This window comes from Vibrio sp. bablab_jr001 (assembly GCF_016464285.1).
GTDB classification, from domain to species: domain Bacteria; phylum Pseudomonadota; class Gammaproteobacteria; order Enterobacterales; family Vibrionaceae; genus Vibrio; species Vibrio fluvialis.
On sequence record NZ_JACDWZ010000039.1, the window covers coordinates 57920 to 76567 of the forward strand.

The 18648-nt window shown below is 51.2% G+C and carries 17 protein-coding genes; 8 read left to right on the plus strand and 9 right to left on the minus strand.

Features of this window, described 5'->3' with window-relative positions; all coding sequences use genetic code 11:
* Positions 1-15: 15 nt before the first annotated feature.
* The 6 genes from JIG40_RS03020 to pspA all read right to left on the minus strand — a co-directional run bounded on the left by JIG40_RS03020 (position 16) and on the right by pspA (position 6672).
* Positions 16-3120, minus strand: a complete 3105-nt coding sequence (locus JIG40_RS03020; RefSeq protein WP_199464735.1) for an efflux RND transporter permease subunit — start codon at positions 3118-3120, stop codon at positions 16-18.
* Complete coding sequence (locus tag JIG40_RS03025) at positions 3113-4189, minus strand: efflux RND transporter periplasmic adaptor subunit (protein ID WP_158150873.1); 1077 nt, start codon at positions 4187-4189, stop codon at positions 3113-3115. The genes JIG40_RS03020 and JIG40_RS03025 overlap by 8 nt, the downstream gene beginning before the upstream one ends.
* A gap of 1 nt (position 4190) precedes the next feature.
* A complete protein-coding gene (locus tag JIG40_RS03030; RefSeq protein WP_024373995.1) occupies positions 4191-5231 on the minus strand; it encodes an efflux RND transporter periplasmic adaptor subunit in 1041 nt (346 codons plus the stop codon).
* A gap of 127 nt (positions 5232-5358) precedes the next feature.
* Complete coding sequence (pspC, locus tag JIG40_RS03035; protein ID WP_020428657.1) at positions 5359-5748, minus strand: envelope stress response membrane protein PspC; 390 nt, start codon at positions 5746-5748, stop codon at positions 5359-5361.
* Positions 5741-5974, minus strand: a complete 234-nt coding sequence (pspB, locus tag JIG40_RS03040) for an envelope stress response membrane protein PspB (RefSeq protein ID WP_020330281.1) — start codon at positions 5972-5974, stop codon at positions 5741-5743. The genes pspC and pspB overlap by 8 nt, the downstream gene beginning before the upstream one ends.
* A gap of 32 nt (positions 5975-6006) precedes the next feature.
* Positions 6007-6672 carry a phage shock protein PspA gene (gene pspA, locus JIG40_RS03045; protein WP_158150871.1) on the minus strand — a complete coding sequence of 222 codons (666 nt, stop codon included), beginning with the start codon at positions 6670-6672 and terminating at the stop codon, positions 6007-6009.
* A gap of 255 nt (positions 6673-6927) precedes the next feature.
* Here pspA and pspF point away from each other — a divergent pair, with 255 nt between their 5' ends.
* The 7 genes from pspF (at position 6928) to JIG40_RS03080 (ending at position 14067) form a co-directional block, all read left to right on the plus strand.
* Positions 6928-7926, plus strand: a complete 999-nt coding sequence (pspF, locus tag JIG40_RS03050) for a phage shock protein operon transcriptional activator (protein WP_199464736.1) — start codon at positions 6928-6930, stop codon at positions 7924-7926.
* A gap of 135 nt (positions 7927-8061) precedes the next feature.
* Entirely contained in the window at positions 8062-9684 is a 1623-nt protein-coding gene (gene sapA, locus JIG40_RS03055) for an ABC transporter substrate-binding protein SapA (protein WP_158147395.1), read from the plus strand.
* Positions 9684-10646 carry an ABC transporter permease subunit gene (locus JIG40_RS03060; RefSeq protein WP_020330276.1) on the plus strand — a complete coding sequence of 321 codons (963 nt, stop codon included), beginning with the start codon at positions 9684-9686 and terminating at the stop codon, positions 10644-10646. Before sapA ends, JIG40_RS03060 begins: the two co-directional genes overlap by 1 nt.
* On the plus strand, positions 10633-11520 hold the full coding sequence (locus JIG40_RS03065) for an ABC transporter permease subunit (RefSeq protein WP_020428661.1): 888 nt from the start codon (positions 10633-10635) through the stop codon (positions 11518-11520). Before JIG40_RS03060 ends, JIG40_RS03065 begins: the two co-directional genes overlap by 14 nt.
* The gene (locus tag JIG40_RS03070; protein ID WP_020330273.1) at positions 11520-12512 is read left to right on the plus strand and encodes an oligopeptide/dipeptide ABC transporter ATP-binding protein; all 993 of its coding nucleotides are present in this window, start codon (positions 11520-11522) and stop codon (positions 12510-12512) included. The genes JIG40_RS03065 and JIG40_RS03070 overlap by 1 nt, the downstream gene beginning before the upstream one ends.
* Positions 12512-13300, plus strand: a complete 789-nt coding sequence (locus tag JIG40_RS03075) for an ATP-binding cassette domain-containing protein (RefSeq protein WP_199464737.1) — start codon at positions 12512-12514, stop codon at positions 13298-13300. The genes JIG40_RS03070 and JIG40_RS03075 overlap by 1 nt, the downstream gene beginning before the upstream one ends.
* On the plus strand, positions 13300-14067 hold the full coding sequence (locus JIG40_RS03080) for a DUF2927 domain-containing protein (protein ID WP_199464738.1): 768 nt from the start codon (positions 13300-13302) through the stop codon (positions 14065-14067). Before JIG40_RS03075 ends, JIG40_RS03080 begins: the two co-directional genes overlap by 1 nt.
* Here the strand turns inward: JIG40_RS03080 and JIG40_RS03085 are convergent, their stop codons facing one another.
* Together JIG40_RS03085 and JIG40_RS03090 are read right to left on the minus strand one after the other, a co-directional pair.
* Positions 14068-14457, minus strand: a complete 390-nt coding sequence (locus JIG40_RS03085) for a DUF2750 domain-containing protein (protein WP_020330270.1) — start codon at positions 14455-14457, stop codon at positions 14068-14070. It lies immediately after the preceding gene.
* Between the two features lie 88 nt (positions 14458-14545).
* On the minus strand, positions 14546-15451 hold the full coding sequence (locus JIG40_RS03090; protein WP_020330269.1) for a manganese-dependent inorganic pyrophosphatase: 906 nt from the start codon (positions 15449-15451) through the stop codon (positions 14546-14548).
* A gap of 183 nt (positions 15452-15634) precedes the next feature.
* On the opposite strand from JIG40_RS03090, the gene JIG40_RS03095 reads away from it, so the two are divergent.
* Positions 15635-16834 (plus strand): putative manganese transporter, encoded by a 1200-nt coding sequence (locus JIG40_RS03095; protein WP_199464739.1) that lies wholly within the window; start codon positions 15635-15637, stop codon positions 16832-16834.
* A 26-nt stretch (positions 16835-16860) separates the two neighbouring features.
* On the opposite strand, the gene JIG40_RS03100 is transcribed toward JIG40_RS03095, so the two are convergent.
* A complete protein-coding gene (locus JIG40_RS03100; protein ID WP_199464740.1) occupies positions 16861-18600 on the minus strand; it encodes an alpha-galactosidase in 1740 nt (579 codons plus the stop codon).
* Positions 18601-18648 lie beyond the last annotated feature (48 nt).

An 18648-nucleotide genomic window follows, 5' to 3' on the forward strand; every position in this document is an offset into this window, starting at 1 on the left:
TTGGATTACCTTTCATCAAGCAGGTACTTTGACATGGTGGAACAATCTGTACAACACCGGAACCACGATCAGTGTCAATACGGTCGCAAAACCAAGACCAAACATGATGGTGACGGCCATCGGGCGGAAGAAGATATCCGGCAATAACGGAATCATACCCAAAATCGTGGTGATGGCCGCCATGCATACCGGACGCACACGACTGAGCGACGCATCAACCACCGCCAGATACGGGTCTTTGCCCGAGTGCATTTCAATCTCAATCTGGTCCAGCAGCACGATGCCGTTTTTCAGCAGCATTCCTGACAAGCTGAGAAAGCCCAGCAGTGCCATAAAGCCAAACGGCGTGTTGAGGGCCAGCAACCCTGTGGTTACCCCGATCACCGCCAGCGGCACCGTCAGCCACACAATCAGCGGCTCTTTGACAGAATTGAACAGGAAAACGGTGATTAAGAACATGAACAGATAACCCATCGGCATAGTCTGAAACAGCGATTCCTGTGCATCGTGAGACGATTCATATTCCCCGCCCCATTCCAGCGAATAGCCCGGTGGCAGTGCAATCGCCTCAATCTGTGGTTGCAGACGTTTTTGCAAAGTAGCGGCAGTCTCTTCACCCAGCAGATCCGGATCCGCCATCACGGTCAAAATGCGCTTACGATTTTTACGCACCACCAGCGGATCTTCCCACAACATTTCATAGCCCAAGGTGACCTGTTGCAGCGGAATGTACTCACTCAGCGCCGGGCTCCAGATCTTCATCCCTTCGATATTACGAATATCGATGCGCTCGGCTTCCGGCAGGCGCGCGACAATCGGCATAAGCGTCGTACCATCGCGATAAACACCAATGGCTTTGCCCGAAAACGACATCGCCAGAAACTCATCCACATCCGATTTGGTAATGCCGTAACGTCTGGCCTGACTTTCGTTAAACTGCGGCTCCAGCACTTTGGTGCGTTCACGCCAGTCGTGACGAACGTTGTACGCACCAGGATCGGCGTACATGATGTCCATGACTTGCGCCGCGATACCTCGCAACACCGTCGGATCAGAGCCGACCAAACGCGCTTCAATCTTAGCGCCACCGCCAGGGCCCAATTCAATCTGTTTCAGCTTGTAGTTAATTTCTGGATAACTGGCATCCAGATGCTCGCGAAAACGCTCCATCAACGGCGCTAAACTGTCGTAGCTTTTCGCCCGCGTGGTGATCTCACCGTAGGCGGCATAACTTTTTTCCGGAGAATAAGTCAGCATGAAACGCTGCAACCCTTTACCGGCAGTTGTGGTAACCGTGTCCGCTTCCTCCTGTTTCGCCAGCCAATGCTCCAATTCCTGTAACTTATCGTTGGTCGCGCGAATGTCCGTCCCTTCCGGCATCCACACATCCACCATAAACATAGGTGTGGTTGATGACGGGAAAAACGCCTGTTTTACCTTAGTAAAGCCGTAGAGACTCACCACCAGACCAATCACCAGCACAATCATGGTCATCCAGGCGCGTTTCATACAAAACTCAAGAAATGATTTGTAGACGACAAACAGCATACCTTTATAGGGATCCGTTTCTTCGCCGCTATCACTTTGCGCGACTTTCTGACCACGGAAAAAAATGTCAGCAAACAATGGGGTCAGTGAGATCGCAGTAAACCAGCTGAGCATGAGTGAGATAAGCAGTACAGTAAACAGCGTGCCACAATACTCACCGGTCGAATCTTGTGACAAACCAATCGGAGCAAAGGCGGTAACGGCGATCACCGTCGCACCAAGCAGCGGCCACTTGGTTTGCGTCACGATGTCGGTGGCAGCCTGCAATCGCGTTCGGCCTTTTTGGGTGCCAATCAATATGCCTTCCACCACCACTATCGCATTATCCACCAGCATCCCGAGTGCAATAACCAACGCCCCCAACGAGATTCGTTGGAGGTCGATTTTGAAATACTGCATAAAGATAAAGGTACCCAGCACCGTCAGCAGCAATATCAAGCCGATCAGGAGTCCGGAACGCAGTCCCATGAAGAACAACAACACAATGATAACGATAGCCACCGCCTGACCAAGGCTGACCACAAACCCGCTGACGGATTTATCCACTTCTTGCGGCTGGCTATAGATGGCAGAAATGTCGATGCCGACGGGTTGCTGATACTTGAGTTCCGCCAAGCGACGATCAAAGCGCTCACCCACTTCAACAACGTTGACCCCCTGGGCAAACGACAGCCCGACGTTGAGCGCCAGTTTGCCGTTGAAGTTGATGATATTGCTCGGCACTTCCACATAACCGCGTTTCACTTCGGCGACATCACGCAGGTAAATCAGCCCCTTCGAACCACCTTCATTGAGGATCAGATCGCCCAGTTTATCCACATCGTCAAACTCGCCTGTTGGATGAATACGAATATACTCGCTGCCAATACGGATTGCCCCGGCATCCGACACTACATTCTGCGTCGACAGCAGATTGAATACCGTCTGCGGTGAAATTCCCAGCGCGCTGATGCGTTTCATGGAAATTTCAATGAATACCTGTTGTTGCTGCTGCCCGGAGACTGAGACTTTGCTGACACCATCAATCAGTTCCAGCTCTCGGCGCAGATAATCGACGTAATCCAGCAGCTCCTTGTAGCTGTAACCATCCCCAGTCACGGCGAGCAAGATGCCGTACACATCGCCAAAATCATCAATAACCTGAGGCATATTTACGCCGGGGGGAAACGAACCATTCAGATCGTTGACCTTGCGGCGCAGTTCGTCCCAGATTTGCGGCAGGTCGTCCGGGCCATATTTGTTTTTCATCGTCACGGTGATTTGTGACAGGCCACGGCTGGATATCGAATTCACCTCATCAACATACGTTAATTGTTGAATCGCTTTTTCCAGCGGATAGGTTACCTCTTCTTCGACCTGCTGCGGTGTTGCCCCCGGATAGGACGTCACCACCATCGCATCTTTGATGGTGAATGCCGGGTCTTCGAGTCTGCCAAGATTGAAGAATGCAGCGGTGCCGCCAATCAGAAAAATCAGCGACACCATCCAACTGATCACCCGATTTCTGATGAAGTAAGCGGCCACGCCTTGAATTTCATCATCGGTTTGCGGCTTGTTATTTTGCTCACTCATGGGCCATCTCCTTCACCACACTCACAGTCATTCCGTCACGCAATCGGGAAATCCCCGCCACCACTACCGAATCCTCAGCCGTAATCCCTTCAACAATTTGTACCTGAGTTTTAGAAGCGTTACCCAGGCGTACTAAATGCTTCGACACGCTGTTGTCTGCATTCAGAACCCAGACAAATTTTTGCGTGCGATTCAGCTCATCTCCGTCCCCATTAAAAACGGCTTCCACCGGCACCACTGCGGTGCCGGTCGGATTTAGATGTTCAACCCCTTGCTTTGCCGTGACTTCTACCGCCATTCCATCCAGAATCAACTCCTTTTCTGGCATCGGCATTGTCAACGTGACTGTGAACGTGCCCGTCGCCGGATCAGGCTCAGTGGTAAACTCTTTTACTCGCGCTTCATATTCGTTACCGCTTGGTACTCTGACCAGCGCCCGGATCTTTGACAGTTCTTTAGTAGTCGGTTGAGTCGCATGGTAACGATCAGGCAGTTGAATCAGCACTTCGATATTGTCGAGACTGTGGATATTGACCACTTGCTGACCCACCTGAACGTTTTCGAACTGATCGACATTGACGCGAGAAATGATCCCTTCCACTGGTGCTTTGAGTTGAGTAAACGACAAACGCAGTTTGGCCAGTTCGAGCTCTGCCATCGCAATTTGGCGCTGAGCCGCAATTTCATCAAACTGCGACTTGGCGAGTAAGCCCTTCTCCACCAACGGACTGGAACGGCGATACTGACTGTCAATCACCGAATAGCGCGCTTGGGCGTTATCCACATTCAGCTGGTAATCAGTCGGATCCAACTCAGCAATCACATCGCCCGCCTTCACTCGGTCCCCTTCCTTAACAGTGATTTTACGAATTTCACCATTCACCCGAAAACTGAGATGGGAACGTTCTGATGCATTCGCAATTGCGGGAAAATAAATACTGTCTTTAGTGCTGTTTCCGAGATTGGTGACTTTGACTTTAGGAGTCATGTCGCGCGGCGAAGAGTCAGGATGACCACATCCAGCGAGTAACACCAGCGAAGTCATAAGATAGGTTTGCCACTGTTTCATGTTATAGCCCCCGCTCTTTGACCCATTCGCGAACTTTGATGCCCGCCTGAATGCTGCTCACACCTGAAATGACAATGCGATCGCCATCGTTGAGTCCGCTTAATACCTGACGTTTATCGTTCAGCTCCACTGGCACCTGACTGACAATGCCCTCGTTATCCACGCGCCAGACAAACTGTTTTCCGTCTTGTTCAAACAGCGCAGTCAGCGGCACGGTTGAAGCGCTACCTTTTGCGACCGACGCTCTGACCGAGCCTGCCATCCCCGGTAAAATACCGACATCGGCGGGACGCTCCATTACCATAGTCACTTTGTAGGACCCCGTTTGAGGGTCGGCTTCGGTATCGATTTCCTGAAACTGGAGTGGAAAAGTCATATCGGGGAAGGAATCGAATACCATGGTTGCCTGCACATCGTTGCCATCACCTCGCGCAAAACGGTTGAGCAAGTGGTCTGGCAACAGGAAAATCACTTTCAGAATCTGATTGGTCTGAATGTTCATCACGCCTTGTTTTGCCGCAACGTACTCGAAATTTTCCGCAGGAATGATGGAGATAGTGCCGTCATAGGGTGCCTGCAACTGGGTGTAACTGAGATTAGCTTTAGCTTGTTCCCAGGTTGCTTTGGCAGAATTGTGGTTGGCTTGCGCCTGATCGAAATCCTGCTCTGATACCACCTTATCCTCACGCAGCTTCTGATATCGCTTGTACTGCACATCCGCCAACAAAAAGTTGGCTTTGGCTTGCTTTTCTAGCAATGCATATTCATCAGGATTGATTTGCGCCAGCACATCACCCTTTTTAACCGCTTGCCCGGCATTGACGTCGATTGACTGCAGCTGTCCGGGGACACGAAACGCAAGTACAGCGCGATCGCCAGCTTCACTGGTAGCAGGAAATTGACGGGAAAATTCATTGTTGCCGACTGACACGGTGGTTAATTTAGCTGGTCGGGAATCCGGCTCAGGCACAGGAGGGAGCTCTCTGCTGCATCCATGAAGAAAGGCAGAAGAAACCAATAAAAAAGTTATCGTTTTTCGCATATTCATCACCCATGATGATTAATAGATCAACCATAGGCGAATCAGCGAGTTATCGCTATGTAAAACACACAGAAAATTCATGGAAATGAGAGCGGCATCCAGTACCGCTCAGAAGTGAGAATATCACTTACAGTTTGCTGAATTCCCGATTGACCTTAAACGCCTCGGAGGTCACGTACGCCTCCATTTTTCGGACGCGGGATTCCGCGTTGGTCAGGTCTTGGTCCAGCGTTTGTAGCAGCGCCTGAGCCGTCTGCCCCTGCTCCCAAGGCTTGCTCTTCAGCGTATGAGATTGCTGGCTGCGTAACGAATCGCGATATTGTTCGGGCTGTTTTTCCAGCATCAGTGACAGCGCAAGGTAGGCAATGATGACCAGCGCAAAGCCACCAAGCAGGGCCACTGTAATCACCAGAATGCGTACCAGCCACACTTCCAGTCCAAAGTAATTCGCCAGACCCGCACACACCCCCGTTAACTTACCGTTGACCGGATCGCGATATAACTCTCGGCTACTCATAGTTGCGTCTCCAGTTTGGTGATTCCGCATCCAGAATACGCTCTAGTGTGTCAATTCGTGCTTCGAGGCCTTTGGCTTTTTGTGACAGCGACTGCAGCGCATCGAAATCTTCCTGCGACAGACCGTTTTCCATTTTGCGTTTGTTGCGGTAATGCAGCAGCAGCCAGAGTGGCGCCACAAATATTAAAAAGACAACCAAAGGTCCTGCAATGAAAAATGAGGCCATAGCTCGCTCCTAAATTCTTGAACTGGTGTTTATTAGTCTTGTTTCATCTGTTCTTTGAGCGTTGCCAACTCTTGTTCAATTTCGTCCTGCGCTTGCAGTTCGGCAAACTCTTGCTCTAATGACTTCCCTTTGCCGGATTGCGCATACAAATCCGCTTCCGCTTCAAGCTCATCCACCTTGCGTGAATATTGCTCAAACTTAGCCATTGCTTCATCCGTGCGACTGGTGTGCAGATGGCGTTGCACGTCACGGCGATTACTGGCAGCTTGACTGCGAATCGCCAGCGCTTGTTGTTTAGCGCGCGTTTCGGTGATTTTGCTTTCCAGCTTGGCAATTTCGCCAGTGAGTTTATCAATGGTCTCTTCCACCAAAGTCTGCTCAGTATGCAAACCTTTGAGTAGGTTTTGCAATTTTTGTTTCTCAATCAACGCTGCTCGTGCCAGATCTTCACGTTGTTTGTTCAGCGCCAATGTGGCCTTGGCCTGCCAATCTTCGATTTGTTGGTCAATGGCATCCACCTTGCGCGCCAGCTCTTTCTTATCAGCAATGGCTTTCGCGGAATTGGTGCGTACTTCCACCAATGTGTCTTCCATTTCCTGAATGATCAGACGAATCAATTTTTCCGGGTCTTCTGCCTTATCGAGCAGAGCACTGATGTTGGAATTCACAATATCGGCAAAACGAGAAAAAATACCCATGGTGATGCTCCTTCTAATGACTGTAGATTCGCGACGCGGCAAAGTGGTTTACACACAAGGCTAACTTTCCGAATTGCCTGTCGCGGTTCATCGTGGTTATCTGTCGATAGTTTTCCAATAATCGTGCCAATTCTTCGTTCTTTATTTTTCAGTCACTTAGATTGCTAATGGATTGAAGCTTCACTATGCTAATAACGATTTCGCTAACTGTTGGCAAATTTCGCCAAGTCGATAACTGAACGCGAGGAGCGCATCATGCAGCATAATTTAATCGGTGAATCTCCGGCTTTTCTCGCCGTACTGGATAAGGTGTCGCGCCTGGCGCCGATAGAAAGGCCTGTGCTGGTGATTGGTGAACGCGGAACCGGTAAAGAGCTGATCGCCCAACGATTGCACTATTTATCCAAACGTTGGGATCAGCCGTTGGTGGCGTTGAACTGCTCGACTCTCAGCGAGGGACTGATTGACTCTGAGCTGTTTGGTCATGAATCAGGATCCTTTACCGGCTCAAAAGGTCGACATCAGGGACGTTTTGAGCGTGCAGAAGGCGGCACACTGTTTCTCGATGAGCTGGCGACCGCTCCGCTTGCGGTGCAGGAGAAGCTGTTACGGGTCATTGAATATGGTCAGTACGAACGTGTTGGCGGAAGCCAGGTTTTAAATGCCAACGTGCGTTTGGTGTGCGCCACTAATGCAAATTTGCCTCAACTGGCAGAACAAGGCGAGTTTCGCGCTGACCTGCTCGACCGTTTAGCGTTTGACGTCATTCATCTGCCACCGCTGCGTGAACGCCGCGAAGATATTTTTCTGCTGGCCGAATATTTTGCGATCCGCATGTGCCGTGAACTGTCGTTACCGATGTTTGTCGGGTTTACCGAGCACGCGGTGAGTGCATTACTCGACTACGCCTGGCCGGGTAACGTGCGTGAACTGAAAAACGTCATTGAGCGGGCGGTCTATCAACACGGCAATGAAGAGTTCCCCATCGATCAACTGGTGTTTAACCCGTTTGGCCGCTCAAGCTCAATCGCTCAGACAGGTGAATCTGATTCAACCGATATCAGAGCGACGGAGTTTTCTCTACCGATGGATTACAAGCAGTGGCAGGAAGAGCAGGACAAGGCATTGTTGAATCATGCGCTTAACAGTGCAAAGTTTAACCAACGCCAGGCCGCACAGCTGTTGGGTTTGAGCTATCATCAATTTCGAGGCATGGTAAGAAAATACCAGTTGCTGAACGATCAACAGGAATGAGCGCAACTTCCTTGGCTATTTAGCTAGTTAGATCAACCTTTTCACTTGGTTTCAAACCTCAAAGAATGGTAAATTAGCGGGATTTTGAGGCACAAATGCGCTGAATTTGCCTCGTTTCTCACACTCATTTTCAATATGAAAACTTTATTACGACTCACGCTGGGATTATGCGGCCTCAGCCTGCTTGCAGGTTGTGGAGAGAAAATCGATCATAGCAAAATTCGCCAGAGCGGATTCGTTTACTGTGGTCAGGGAAGCCCGAGCACGTTTAACCCTCAGCTCGTCGATAGCGGCATCACCTCTGAGGCTCTCAGCCCACAGATTTACGACACGCTGCTCAAACTCGATCCTGAAACTCATCTGCCGATTGCCAATCTGGCCACCGAATGGACGGTAAACAGCAGCGGAACGGAATACATATTCAAGCTGCGTAAAGGGGTTCAGTTCCAGACAACCCAATGGTTTACGCCGACTCGTGCAATGAATGCGCAGGATGTGGTGTTCAGTTTCCGCCGCATTATCGACACCACCAACCCTTACCACTACGTGAGCAACGGCAGCTACCCTTGGTTTGCCGGCATTGATTTCTCCAACCTTCTGGTTGATGTGCAGGCACTGGACGATGACATCGTAAAATTCACTCTGAGCCGTGCTGACAACAGTTTCCTCTCCAACATATCCACCACCCACGCAGTGATTTTATCCGACGAGTATGCCCAGAAGCTCGCGTCACGTGACGAAAAGTCACTGATTGATACTCACCCGGTCGGGACGGGGCCGTTTTATCTCGATGAATTCCAGATTCGCGACTTAATCCGCCTGCGCCGTCATCCGGCCTATTGGAATGGTCCGGCGAAGATGCAGCAGGTGGTGTTTGATATTTCCCAACGCGGGACAGGCACGCTGGCGAAATTGCTGCGAAACGAATGTGACGTGCTGAGCTCACCTATTTCGAGTCAGATTCCAATCATCGAAAAACAGCCAAATATTATCCTCAACGCGAAGCCAGCAATGAACGTAGCGTTTATTGCAGTGAACACCTCGCACCCGGCACTGAACGATGTACGCGTGCGCAAAGCGCTTAACTTTGCCATCAACCGACAGAACATTCTTGATTCGGTTTACTACGGCACGGGGAGTATTGCTTACAACATTCTGCCACCAACATCCTGGGCGTATCAGAAAGACAGCATTCAGGTTCGTTACGATCGTAACTACGCGATGGCGTTGCTGCGCGATGCGGGTTTTGAATCAGGGCTGGAACTGAGTATGTCCGTACCACTGGAGCCACGCGCTTATAACCCGAGTCCGCGTAAAACGGCCGAGCTGATTCAATCCAATCTGGCTGATATTGGCGTGACTCTGCATTTGATTCCGGAAGACCGACTGGATCGCACCGAGCTGTCCGAACGTTCGCACATCGATCTCTTCCTGACGGGCTGGACAGGCGATACCGGGGATCCGGATAACTTCCTGCGCCCGTTATTGTCGTGTGATTCCAACCGCGCCGGACTGAACGTGGCGATGTGGTGTAACAGTGATTTTGACTTCCTGCTTGATCTGGCGCTGGAAGTGGAACGTCCGCGCTATCGTCTCAACCTGTATAAACAGGCACAGAACATTTTGAATCAGGAGTTTCCTGTGATTCCTTTGGCTCACGGTATGCAGTTTAAAGCGTACAACAAAACGCTGACTGGTTTTCGTCTCAGCCCGTTTAATGTTGAACCATTCAATACCGTTGAGAGGGTGACGGAATAATGCTGAATTACACCATCCGCCGCTTTAACCTGTTCGTGATCACCCTGCTGATCCTGACCATGGTTGGCTACAGTCTGCTGCGCCTTGATCCCCAGTCTCCCTGGGCAATTCAGGACTTCTGGCAGGGCTGGCTGGAATACATTACCGAGCTGATGCAATTCAACTTCGGCGTGAACAAAAACGGGGTACCGATTGCCCATGAACTGGTTCTCGTCTTCCCGGCCACACTTGAGCTGTGTTTGATTGCGTTCATTTTGTCATTGTTGGTGGGTATTCCGATTGGCACCGTCGCAGGCATGAAGCAGGGTAAATGGCTGGATACCATCATTTCGTTCACTTCGATGTCCGGCTATTCGGCTCCGCTGTTCTGGGTAGCAATGATGATGATTATGGTCTTCTCGCTGCACTACGAAATGCTACCGGTTTCCGGCCGTTACGATCTGCTTTACCAAGTGGAACACGTGACAGGTTTTGCTCTGATTGACGCGTTTCTGGCAGAAGGCGCTTACCGTAGTTACGCGCTGCAGAGCGTGATTGAGCACATGATTCTGCCGTGTCTGGTTCTCGCTCTCGCACCTACCACACAAGTTATTCGCCTGATGCGCGCTTCGGTCGCTGACATCATGGGCCAGAACTACATACGCGCCGCGCGGATCAAAGGTCTCTCCTACTACGAGATCGTGATTCAACACGTGCTGCGTAATGCCATTCCCCCCATCATTCCTAAATTCGGGGTGCAGTTATCCAGCATGCTGACGCTCGCCATCATTACCGAGTCGATTTTTAACTGGCCGGGGATTGGTCGCTGGCTGTTGGACGCATTGTCCAATCAGGATTACGTTTCGATTCAAGCGGGTGTGATCGCGGTCGGCGCACTGGTGCTTACCGCCAATATTCTCTCAGATCTGATCGGCGCAATGATCAACCCGCTGGTAAGGAAGGAATGGTATGCTAACAAATAACGTTTATCAGGAAGAGCATATCCCGACTCAGTTCGAGCGCTTCTGGCGCAGTTACAAAGCGAACAATCTGGCGATGTTTGGCTTATGGTGCCTGATTCTGATTCTGGTGGTCACTCTCACCTCGTACTGGATTACTCCACACGATCCGCACATGCAATCGGGCGAATTGCTGATTCCACCATCATGGGATCCATCCGGCACCGTTGAATACTTCCTTGGTACGGACGATTTGGGACGCGACATTCTGTCACGTCTGATTGATGGTTCGCGCCTCACTTTCGGCGCGGCAATCATCATTACCGTGATTGCGACGGTGATTGGTTGCGGCATCGGCATTCTGGCAGGCATGACCCGAGGTTTGCTGTCGAGTACTTTGAACCACCTGCTGGATACCGTGATGTCTATTCCGTCACTGCTGCTAGCGATTATATTCGTCGCTTTCCTCGGCTTTGGTGAATTCAACGTTTTATTGGCTATTTGCCTGGCATTAATTCCAAGATTCATCCGTTCTCTCTACATTGCCGTACATAATGAAGTAGAGAAAGATTACGTGATGGCCGCACGTCTCGACGGTGCAAATGACTCGTATCTGTTGTGGCATTCCATTTTACCTAACGTGCTGCCGGTCATTGCATCTGAAGTGACCATGGCACTGTCCATCGCGATTCTGGATATCACGGCTCTGGGCTTTCTCGGTCTGGGTGCCCAAGCACCGAGCACCGAATGGGGCGCTATTCTGGGTGACTCAGTCGAACTGATTTATCTGGCGCCGTGGACAGTAACACTGCCGGGTATCGCAATTATGTATACCGTGGTAATGATTAACCTGGTGGGCGAAGGTGTCCGTCAGGCGTTAAATGCAGGAGTCGAATAATGCCGTTACTCGATATTCGTCACCTCACGATTGAGATTGATACGCCTCAGGGTCTGGTGAAAGCGGTTGACCGCATGAGCATGACCATGAACGAAGGCGAAATCCGTGGTCTGGTGGGTGAATCAGGCTCGGGTAAGAGTTTGGTCGCCAAGGCCATTGTTGGCGTGGGCAAAGAGAACTGGCGTATTACCGCTGACCGTATGCGTCTTGGTAATATAGACCTGCTGCAACTCACACCACGTGAACGTCGCCGGGTCATTGCCCGCGATGTTGCGATGATTTTCCAGGAACCGTCAACCTGTCTTGATCCATCGGAAGAGGTAGGTAAACAGCTGATTGAGTCAATCCCGTTCCGGACATTTGAAGGCCGCTGGTGGGAGCGCTTTACCTGGCGTAAACGCCAAGCCATTGCCCTACTTCACAAAGTCGGCATCAAAGATCACCGCCGCGTGATGGGCAGCTATCCGTATGAACTGACCGACGGCGAGTGTCAGAAAATCATGATTGCCATGGCGATTGCCGCCAAGCCAAAACTATTGATTGCCGATGAACCGACCAACGACCTTGACCCTATTACTCAGTCACAAATTCTGCGTCTGTTGAGTCGCATGAATCAGGTCAACAACACGTCGATTCTGCTGATCGGACACGACCTGACCACCATCACTCAGTGGGCTAACCGCATCACGGTGATGTACTGTGGTCAGTCGGTTGAATCGGCCGATACGCAGAAAATCATGACCGAGCCGAAACACCCATATACCGTGGCGCTGCTGCGTGCTATGCCGGACTTCAGCGACTGGATTCCACACAAAGAAAAATTGCAGTCCCTGCCGGGTTCGATTCCTCCGCTGCAGCACTTGCCGATCGGGTGTCGCTTAGGCCCTCGTTGCCCTTACGCACAGCGTCAATGTGTTGAAGTTCCGCAAACCCGCTGGGTGAAAACTCATAAGTTTGCCTGCCACTTCCCGCTGAACATGGAGCAGCAGTAATGAGTGATTCACTGTTAGACGTCAGAGACTTATCCAAAGACTTCATTACCCGATCCGGTCTGTTCCGCAGAAAGGTCCAGCACGCCGTTAAACCGGTCAGCTTCACGCTGGAACCCGGCCAAACCATTGGTTTTATCGGTCAGAACGGCTCGGGTAAATCGACACTGGCACGCATGCTGGCAGGCATGGTTGAGCCCACCAGCGGCGAGATTCGCGTCAACGGTGAACTCCTTGAACATGAAGATTACGCGACTCGTTGTAAGCTGATTCGAATGATTTTTCAGGATCCGAATACGTCGCTGAACCCGCGAATTCAGATTGGCCGCATTCTGGAAGGCCCACTGAAACGAAACACCAACATGACGCCGGAAGCGCGCATGAAGCGGGTCAAAGATACTCTGCTGCGTGTCGGCCTGTTGCCAGAGCATGCCTATTTCTATCCGCAAATGCTGGCAACTGGTCAAAAACAACGTGTCTGTCTGGCGCGCGCGCTGATTCTTCAGCCGTCGATTATTATTGCAGACGAAGCGTTGAATGGTCTGGATATGGCGATGCGCTCGCAGATCATCAACTTGTTTCTGGAATTGCAGGAAGAGATGGGCGTCTCGTTCATCTACGTGTCGCAGCACATCGGCGTGATCAAGCACATTACCGATAAAGTGATGGTGATGCACGAAGGTGAAGTCGTGGAATTTGGTGATACGCTGGAAGTCCTTTCTGAGCCGCAACATCCCATCACGCAACGTATGGTAGAAAGTCACTTCAACAAAGCGCCGTGCTTTAAATAATGCGCATCTGGCCTGTTCTTACTGCCCTGCTGTTTTCCCCGCTGGCGCAAAGCGCCAATAACTGGGAAAACCCGGCATTTGTAGAGCAGGCTTTTGTGCAGGTTGCGCTGCGCAACGAATATTCAGCAGGTTCAAAACCGCTGGTTAAATGGAACAAGCCCGTCAAAGTCTGGATCGAGCACAAAGTCTCGGATAGTGATCTTCATGAAGCGCTCGCGTTAGCGCAACTTAATCATCTGGCCGCAATGACGGGCCACACCATCACGCGTGTTGCCAAGCGTGAAGAGGCCAATCTGATTTGGGTCTTCACTCAGCAATCCGATTGGAAAAACGATGTGCGACGTGAAATGGGCGCCGCGGCTGCAAAGCACATCTATGGTGCGGTGTGTCTCGGCAACTATCGAATCAGTAGCAGCACTCATGAGATCGTGTCTGCGTCTGTCGTTATTCCGGTGGATCAGGCACGCAGTCACGGCAAATTGCTCGCGTGTGTGGTCGAAGAAGTGACGCAGGTAATGGGGTTACCCAACGATTCTGAAAAGGCTTACCCATCGATATTCAATGACAAAACACCGGACGATCTGCTGTCGCCGCTGGATGTCATTCTGCTCAAACTGCTTTATGAGCCTGAACTCAAAACGGGTATGAGTGAGCAGCAGGTACGCCCTATCGTGAAAACGATATTAAAACGGTACAAAAAAGACGGCGTGCTTGCGCAGGCCGTCCGAATGTCACATTCATCAGAATTGTATGACTGGATGCCGTAATCAGCGGCGAGCGTTTTGTTTTTCCAGTTCCATATCAAATTCGTCAGGAAACAGTACTACGCCTTCCTCATTGTCGTTTGGAAACACCACAACAGAAAGATCGTCTTGCTCCAGACCGCTGGTCCAGCGGCTGCGCCATTTATTCAGTGAAATCGCTTCCGCTTCGCATTCAGCCCAGTCACCTGTAGCCCATGCTTCAGCAAACTCGCGGTTTGGCCATACAGGCACGCAGTCGTCATCTTCGGTATTGAGCATCACACAGCCGTGTTCATCTTTGAGAATCCACACCTGTTGATTAGCTACGATTTCTTTGATGCAGTACGTAAAACGCTGCTCTTGATCGTACTGATTAATGGTCGCGATTTGTTCCGCGCTCAATGCATTGGCCATGTTGGTCTCCAAATAAAAACGCTCCCAGCAACAGGCTGCGAGCGTTCAAACCGTCAATTTACCCGGGCATGATACCCGAATTGAACAATTAAGCCAGTTCGCCTTGCAGCCAAGGCCAACCCTGTTTCTTGCGGCTAAGGGTGTTTTCCATCATCAGCTCGCCGTCAACCAAGTGTTTTTCCAGCTTCTCAGCCCATTCGCCTTTAAACAGTAGGCGAGTTTGCGCTGTGGTGATGTCAGTCAGCATCAGCGCTGCCAACGCCAGATGCTCTTCATCACAGCGACGCTGCAAATCCGCTTCCAGCGCATCAATCATGCCATTAACCTGATCCAGGGTTGCCAGTTCAACCTGACCGACCACCAGATCGCGGCCATTAAAAGGATAGGCTTTCAGATCTTTTTCGACCAGTTCAGCAGCGCTCAGGCCGTCAATATCCGTCTTGGCAATCAGCAGCGCACGAATAAAACCATCGAGATCCTCAACACCCGCCAGCGGAGCCAGTTCAGCGACGGCGTCTTTGTCTTTCTGGGTGCAGGTTGGCGATGCAAAGCCGACAGTGTCTGACAAAATCGCTGACATCATCAGTACCGCCATTGGCTGGCTGATCGTCGCGTCTTCCATCTTAAACAGGTTAAACAAAATTGTACTGGTGCAACCAACCGGCCAAATCCATGCTTCCAGTGGATTAACGGTCATCACATCACCCAGACGATGGTGATCGACGATACCCAGAATTTCAGCTTCGTTTAAGTCGTCGGGAGCCTGCGCAAGATCGGTGTAATCCACCAGCCAGACTTTTTCACCCGCAACACGGGTGCGCAGTTCCGGTTGTTCCACCCCCGCAGAGGCAAGTATGTGCTGGGTTTCGCGGTTAATGTCACCCTGGCGAATCGCTTTCGCGTCCAGACCACGAGCTTTCAACAACTCAGCGGCAACCAAAGCACTACAAATACTGTCACTGTCCGGGTTCTTATGACCTACTACTAAAATCATTGTCTTTCCTATTATTTTTCCCGTATTGAGGGCATCACTCACAAAGGCAGTCACTCTACTCAACTCAATGATTTGTGCATGGAGCTAAATCAAAAAAGATGGAGTTTCATCGCAACCCACCCTATTGCGAATCATTCTTATTTGCATATAATGAGAATTGTTCGCATTTTCATGGTGGCTATGATGTTTTCAATTAAACTGCCCGACTTCTCTTCCGCTTCCCAGCAATGGATTCCACTGCGCTTGGGTTATAAACGCCTGTTGCTGCCCGTCGCCTTAATGATGTTGCTGCTGAGTAATAACACCCGTGAACTGGCCGTCCAGACACTGTCAGACTCCTTCTGGGCCGTCTCCACCTATGTCGCACTGACGCTGGCGATTTACCACTATCTTTCCCGATGGGTGAACGGCACTAACCGCTTCGTCGTGGCATTTCATCAGTCACGTAACCTTCAGGTAGTGATTGCGTCATTACTCGGCGCATTGCCCGGGTGCGGTGGCGCGATTGTCGTCACCACACAGTTCGTCAGCGGTAAAGTCGGTTTTGGTTCACTGGTCGCGGTGCTGACGGCAACCATGGGGGATGCCGCGTTTCTGCTATTGGCGAGTAAGCCTCTGACCGGGCTTGGTGTGATTGGCATAGGTATCGTCACTGGCTGTATCACTGGTCTGATTGTCAATGCGCTGCACAGTGATGATTTCATGCGCCCAGCGGCAAACCAAGATCAGGTAGAGAGAACCAGAACACCAGACGCCCCCCTGTCACAAACTGCACTGAATTTACAAGGTGCATTCTGGAAATGGGTGTTGCTGCCCGCTTCTGTGGTGGCATTCGCTCAGTCGTTTCAGATAGATATTAACGCGCAGCTTGGCCTGCCAGCGCTGACGATCGAATGGCTCGGGGCGTTGTTGGCGGTGGTGAGCATGCTTTTGTGGGCACTAACCCGCGAGTTGGATACGTATCAGGATGCGGTGAGTGAGGATTGCAAAACCTGTCAGGCACACCCGCTACAAAAAGCCGCGCAGGACACCAATTTTGTCAGTGCGTGGGTGATCCTGGCTTTTCTGGCGTTTGAACTGGCCCACCATTTTACCGGCTGGGAAGTAAGCCAGGAGTGGCAGCACTGGGGCATCTGGATGCCGGCAATCGGCATTGTTGTTGGCATGTTGCCCGGCTGTGGTCCACAGATTTTAATCACCAGTTTATATCTGGCTGGCAGCGTGCCGCTGTCGACTCAACTTGCGAATGCGATATCCAACGACGGCGACGCATTATTCCCTGCCATCGCACTGGCTCCCAAAGCGGCGCTGTTCGCCACGCTCTACACCTCAGTACCAGCCATCGTGGTTGGCTACGGCTATTACTGGCTGTTCGAGCTGTAAAAAAGGGAGCCGAGCTCCCCTTTTCTTCAGCATGCGGTCACAATTGCCCGGCTGCATAATCCACCGGGCAGAGTCACCATCAACACTTGAGAAGGCTCTTCACTCAGCGGCTCGCCGCTCCAGAAGTCATACCAATGCACTGGTGTGTCGGCAATCAATGTAAATTCACATTCATCCCCGCCATAGTTAAACAGGCAGTGCAGGTCATTGACTTCGTTGAGTTTTAAAAAAGCACGATTCAGCGATAACGACGTCATTTTCGCCGCTTCCTGTGTCTGCCTGTGACGAGCCAGCAGTTTGTGCAGACTGTTCTTAGTGAAAGCCGTCAGTTCAGGCAGCGGGTCGCCGGATAACAGCAAGCCACCGCTGGCAAGAATCACATTGCGATGAAACTCATACGCACTGCGGTCAGTCGCTTGATTCGGCAGTGAGGTGAGGGTCAGACAATCGGGATCAATCTGCCACAGCTGGCGATGCTGCCAACTGCGATAAAAGGTCTCACGTGCGATCTGATTAAAGCGATGGGGATGACGTTCCACGTCATCAGACACGCGCATGGCATCCACCAATCCGAGCGATGGCCACATCGGCGCGTTGCACCCCAAGAGCCAAGCGTCCTGAGCGCCTTCAGCGATTGCCTGCATGCCCATGCGATACGCTTCCACACCCGTTACGCCTTGTTGATAGCGTCTGCCCTTGAGCGTGCCCCAGTAGTTCGCATCGAGCTTAAACAGCTCAATTCCCCACTCTTCACGCATGGTGCGAACCACACGCGTCAGATGTTCCTGCACATGCGGATTAGAACAGTCGAGAACGTACCAAGGGGTACAACGCCAGCCACCATAAGTGACATCTTCCGCTTTGAGCAGAGTGCCGTCCGTGTGACGGACAAACCATTCCGGATGTTCACGAAACAGCTGAGATCCCGGCTCGGCGATGAATGGCGCCATCCAGATTGCCGGCTTCTTGCCACGGCGACGTATTTCGGTCACCAAGGACTGCACTCCGGTACTAAACTTGGCCGACGGGGTCAGCCAATCTCCCATAAACGCCTGATAACCATCATCGAGCAGTACCCATTCAAGGTGTTCCAGCTCATCCTGCATCACATCGACATTATCGAGAATATTCTGTTCACTCACGTCAGCATAGTAGGCATACCAAGAACACCAGCCCACGGGTGCCTCTGACTGACAATGTGGACGGTTTTCGTGATGCAGATGGATGTATTCGACGTAATCGTGATACAGCTTCGACAGCGATTCACCTTCCAGCATCACCAACGATTCAAGGCGGTTGGACGACCAGGATTGAGGCTCGCTCAGTTCACCATCCACAAACGCGGTGACAATGTAACGTCCATCAAACTCGCTTAGCTCAAAATACCCGGCAAAACGGTGACAAGAAGAAAAGCCAAACAGCAGATAGCCATTCGAGCTTTCCACCACCAGATAGTTATAAAAGCGCTTTGGCGCATTCGCATCGTAAATTCGATAGCTGAGATTATTGTCCGGGCAGCGGCCTACGTCACTCAGTTGACTGAGCGTACCCGCCGTTTGCGCCAACATTTGAAAACCATCGCCAAGAATTCGGGCATCCGGTTCTACATCAAGTTGAGTGCGACACAGCGGAAAGTGTTCACTGAGCGGCGTATTGTGCAGACCAATGTAATCGAACCGGAGCTCATCGTGGTGTACGGACACACCGACATCCAGTGGTTGCAGGAGCTCGACATCTCTCAGATTACGGAGTGTTAGCCGGGTCATGTCATCCTCAAGTATTTATCTGTTTAACGTATTGAGTATCTTATTATC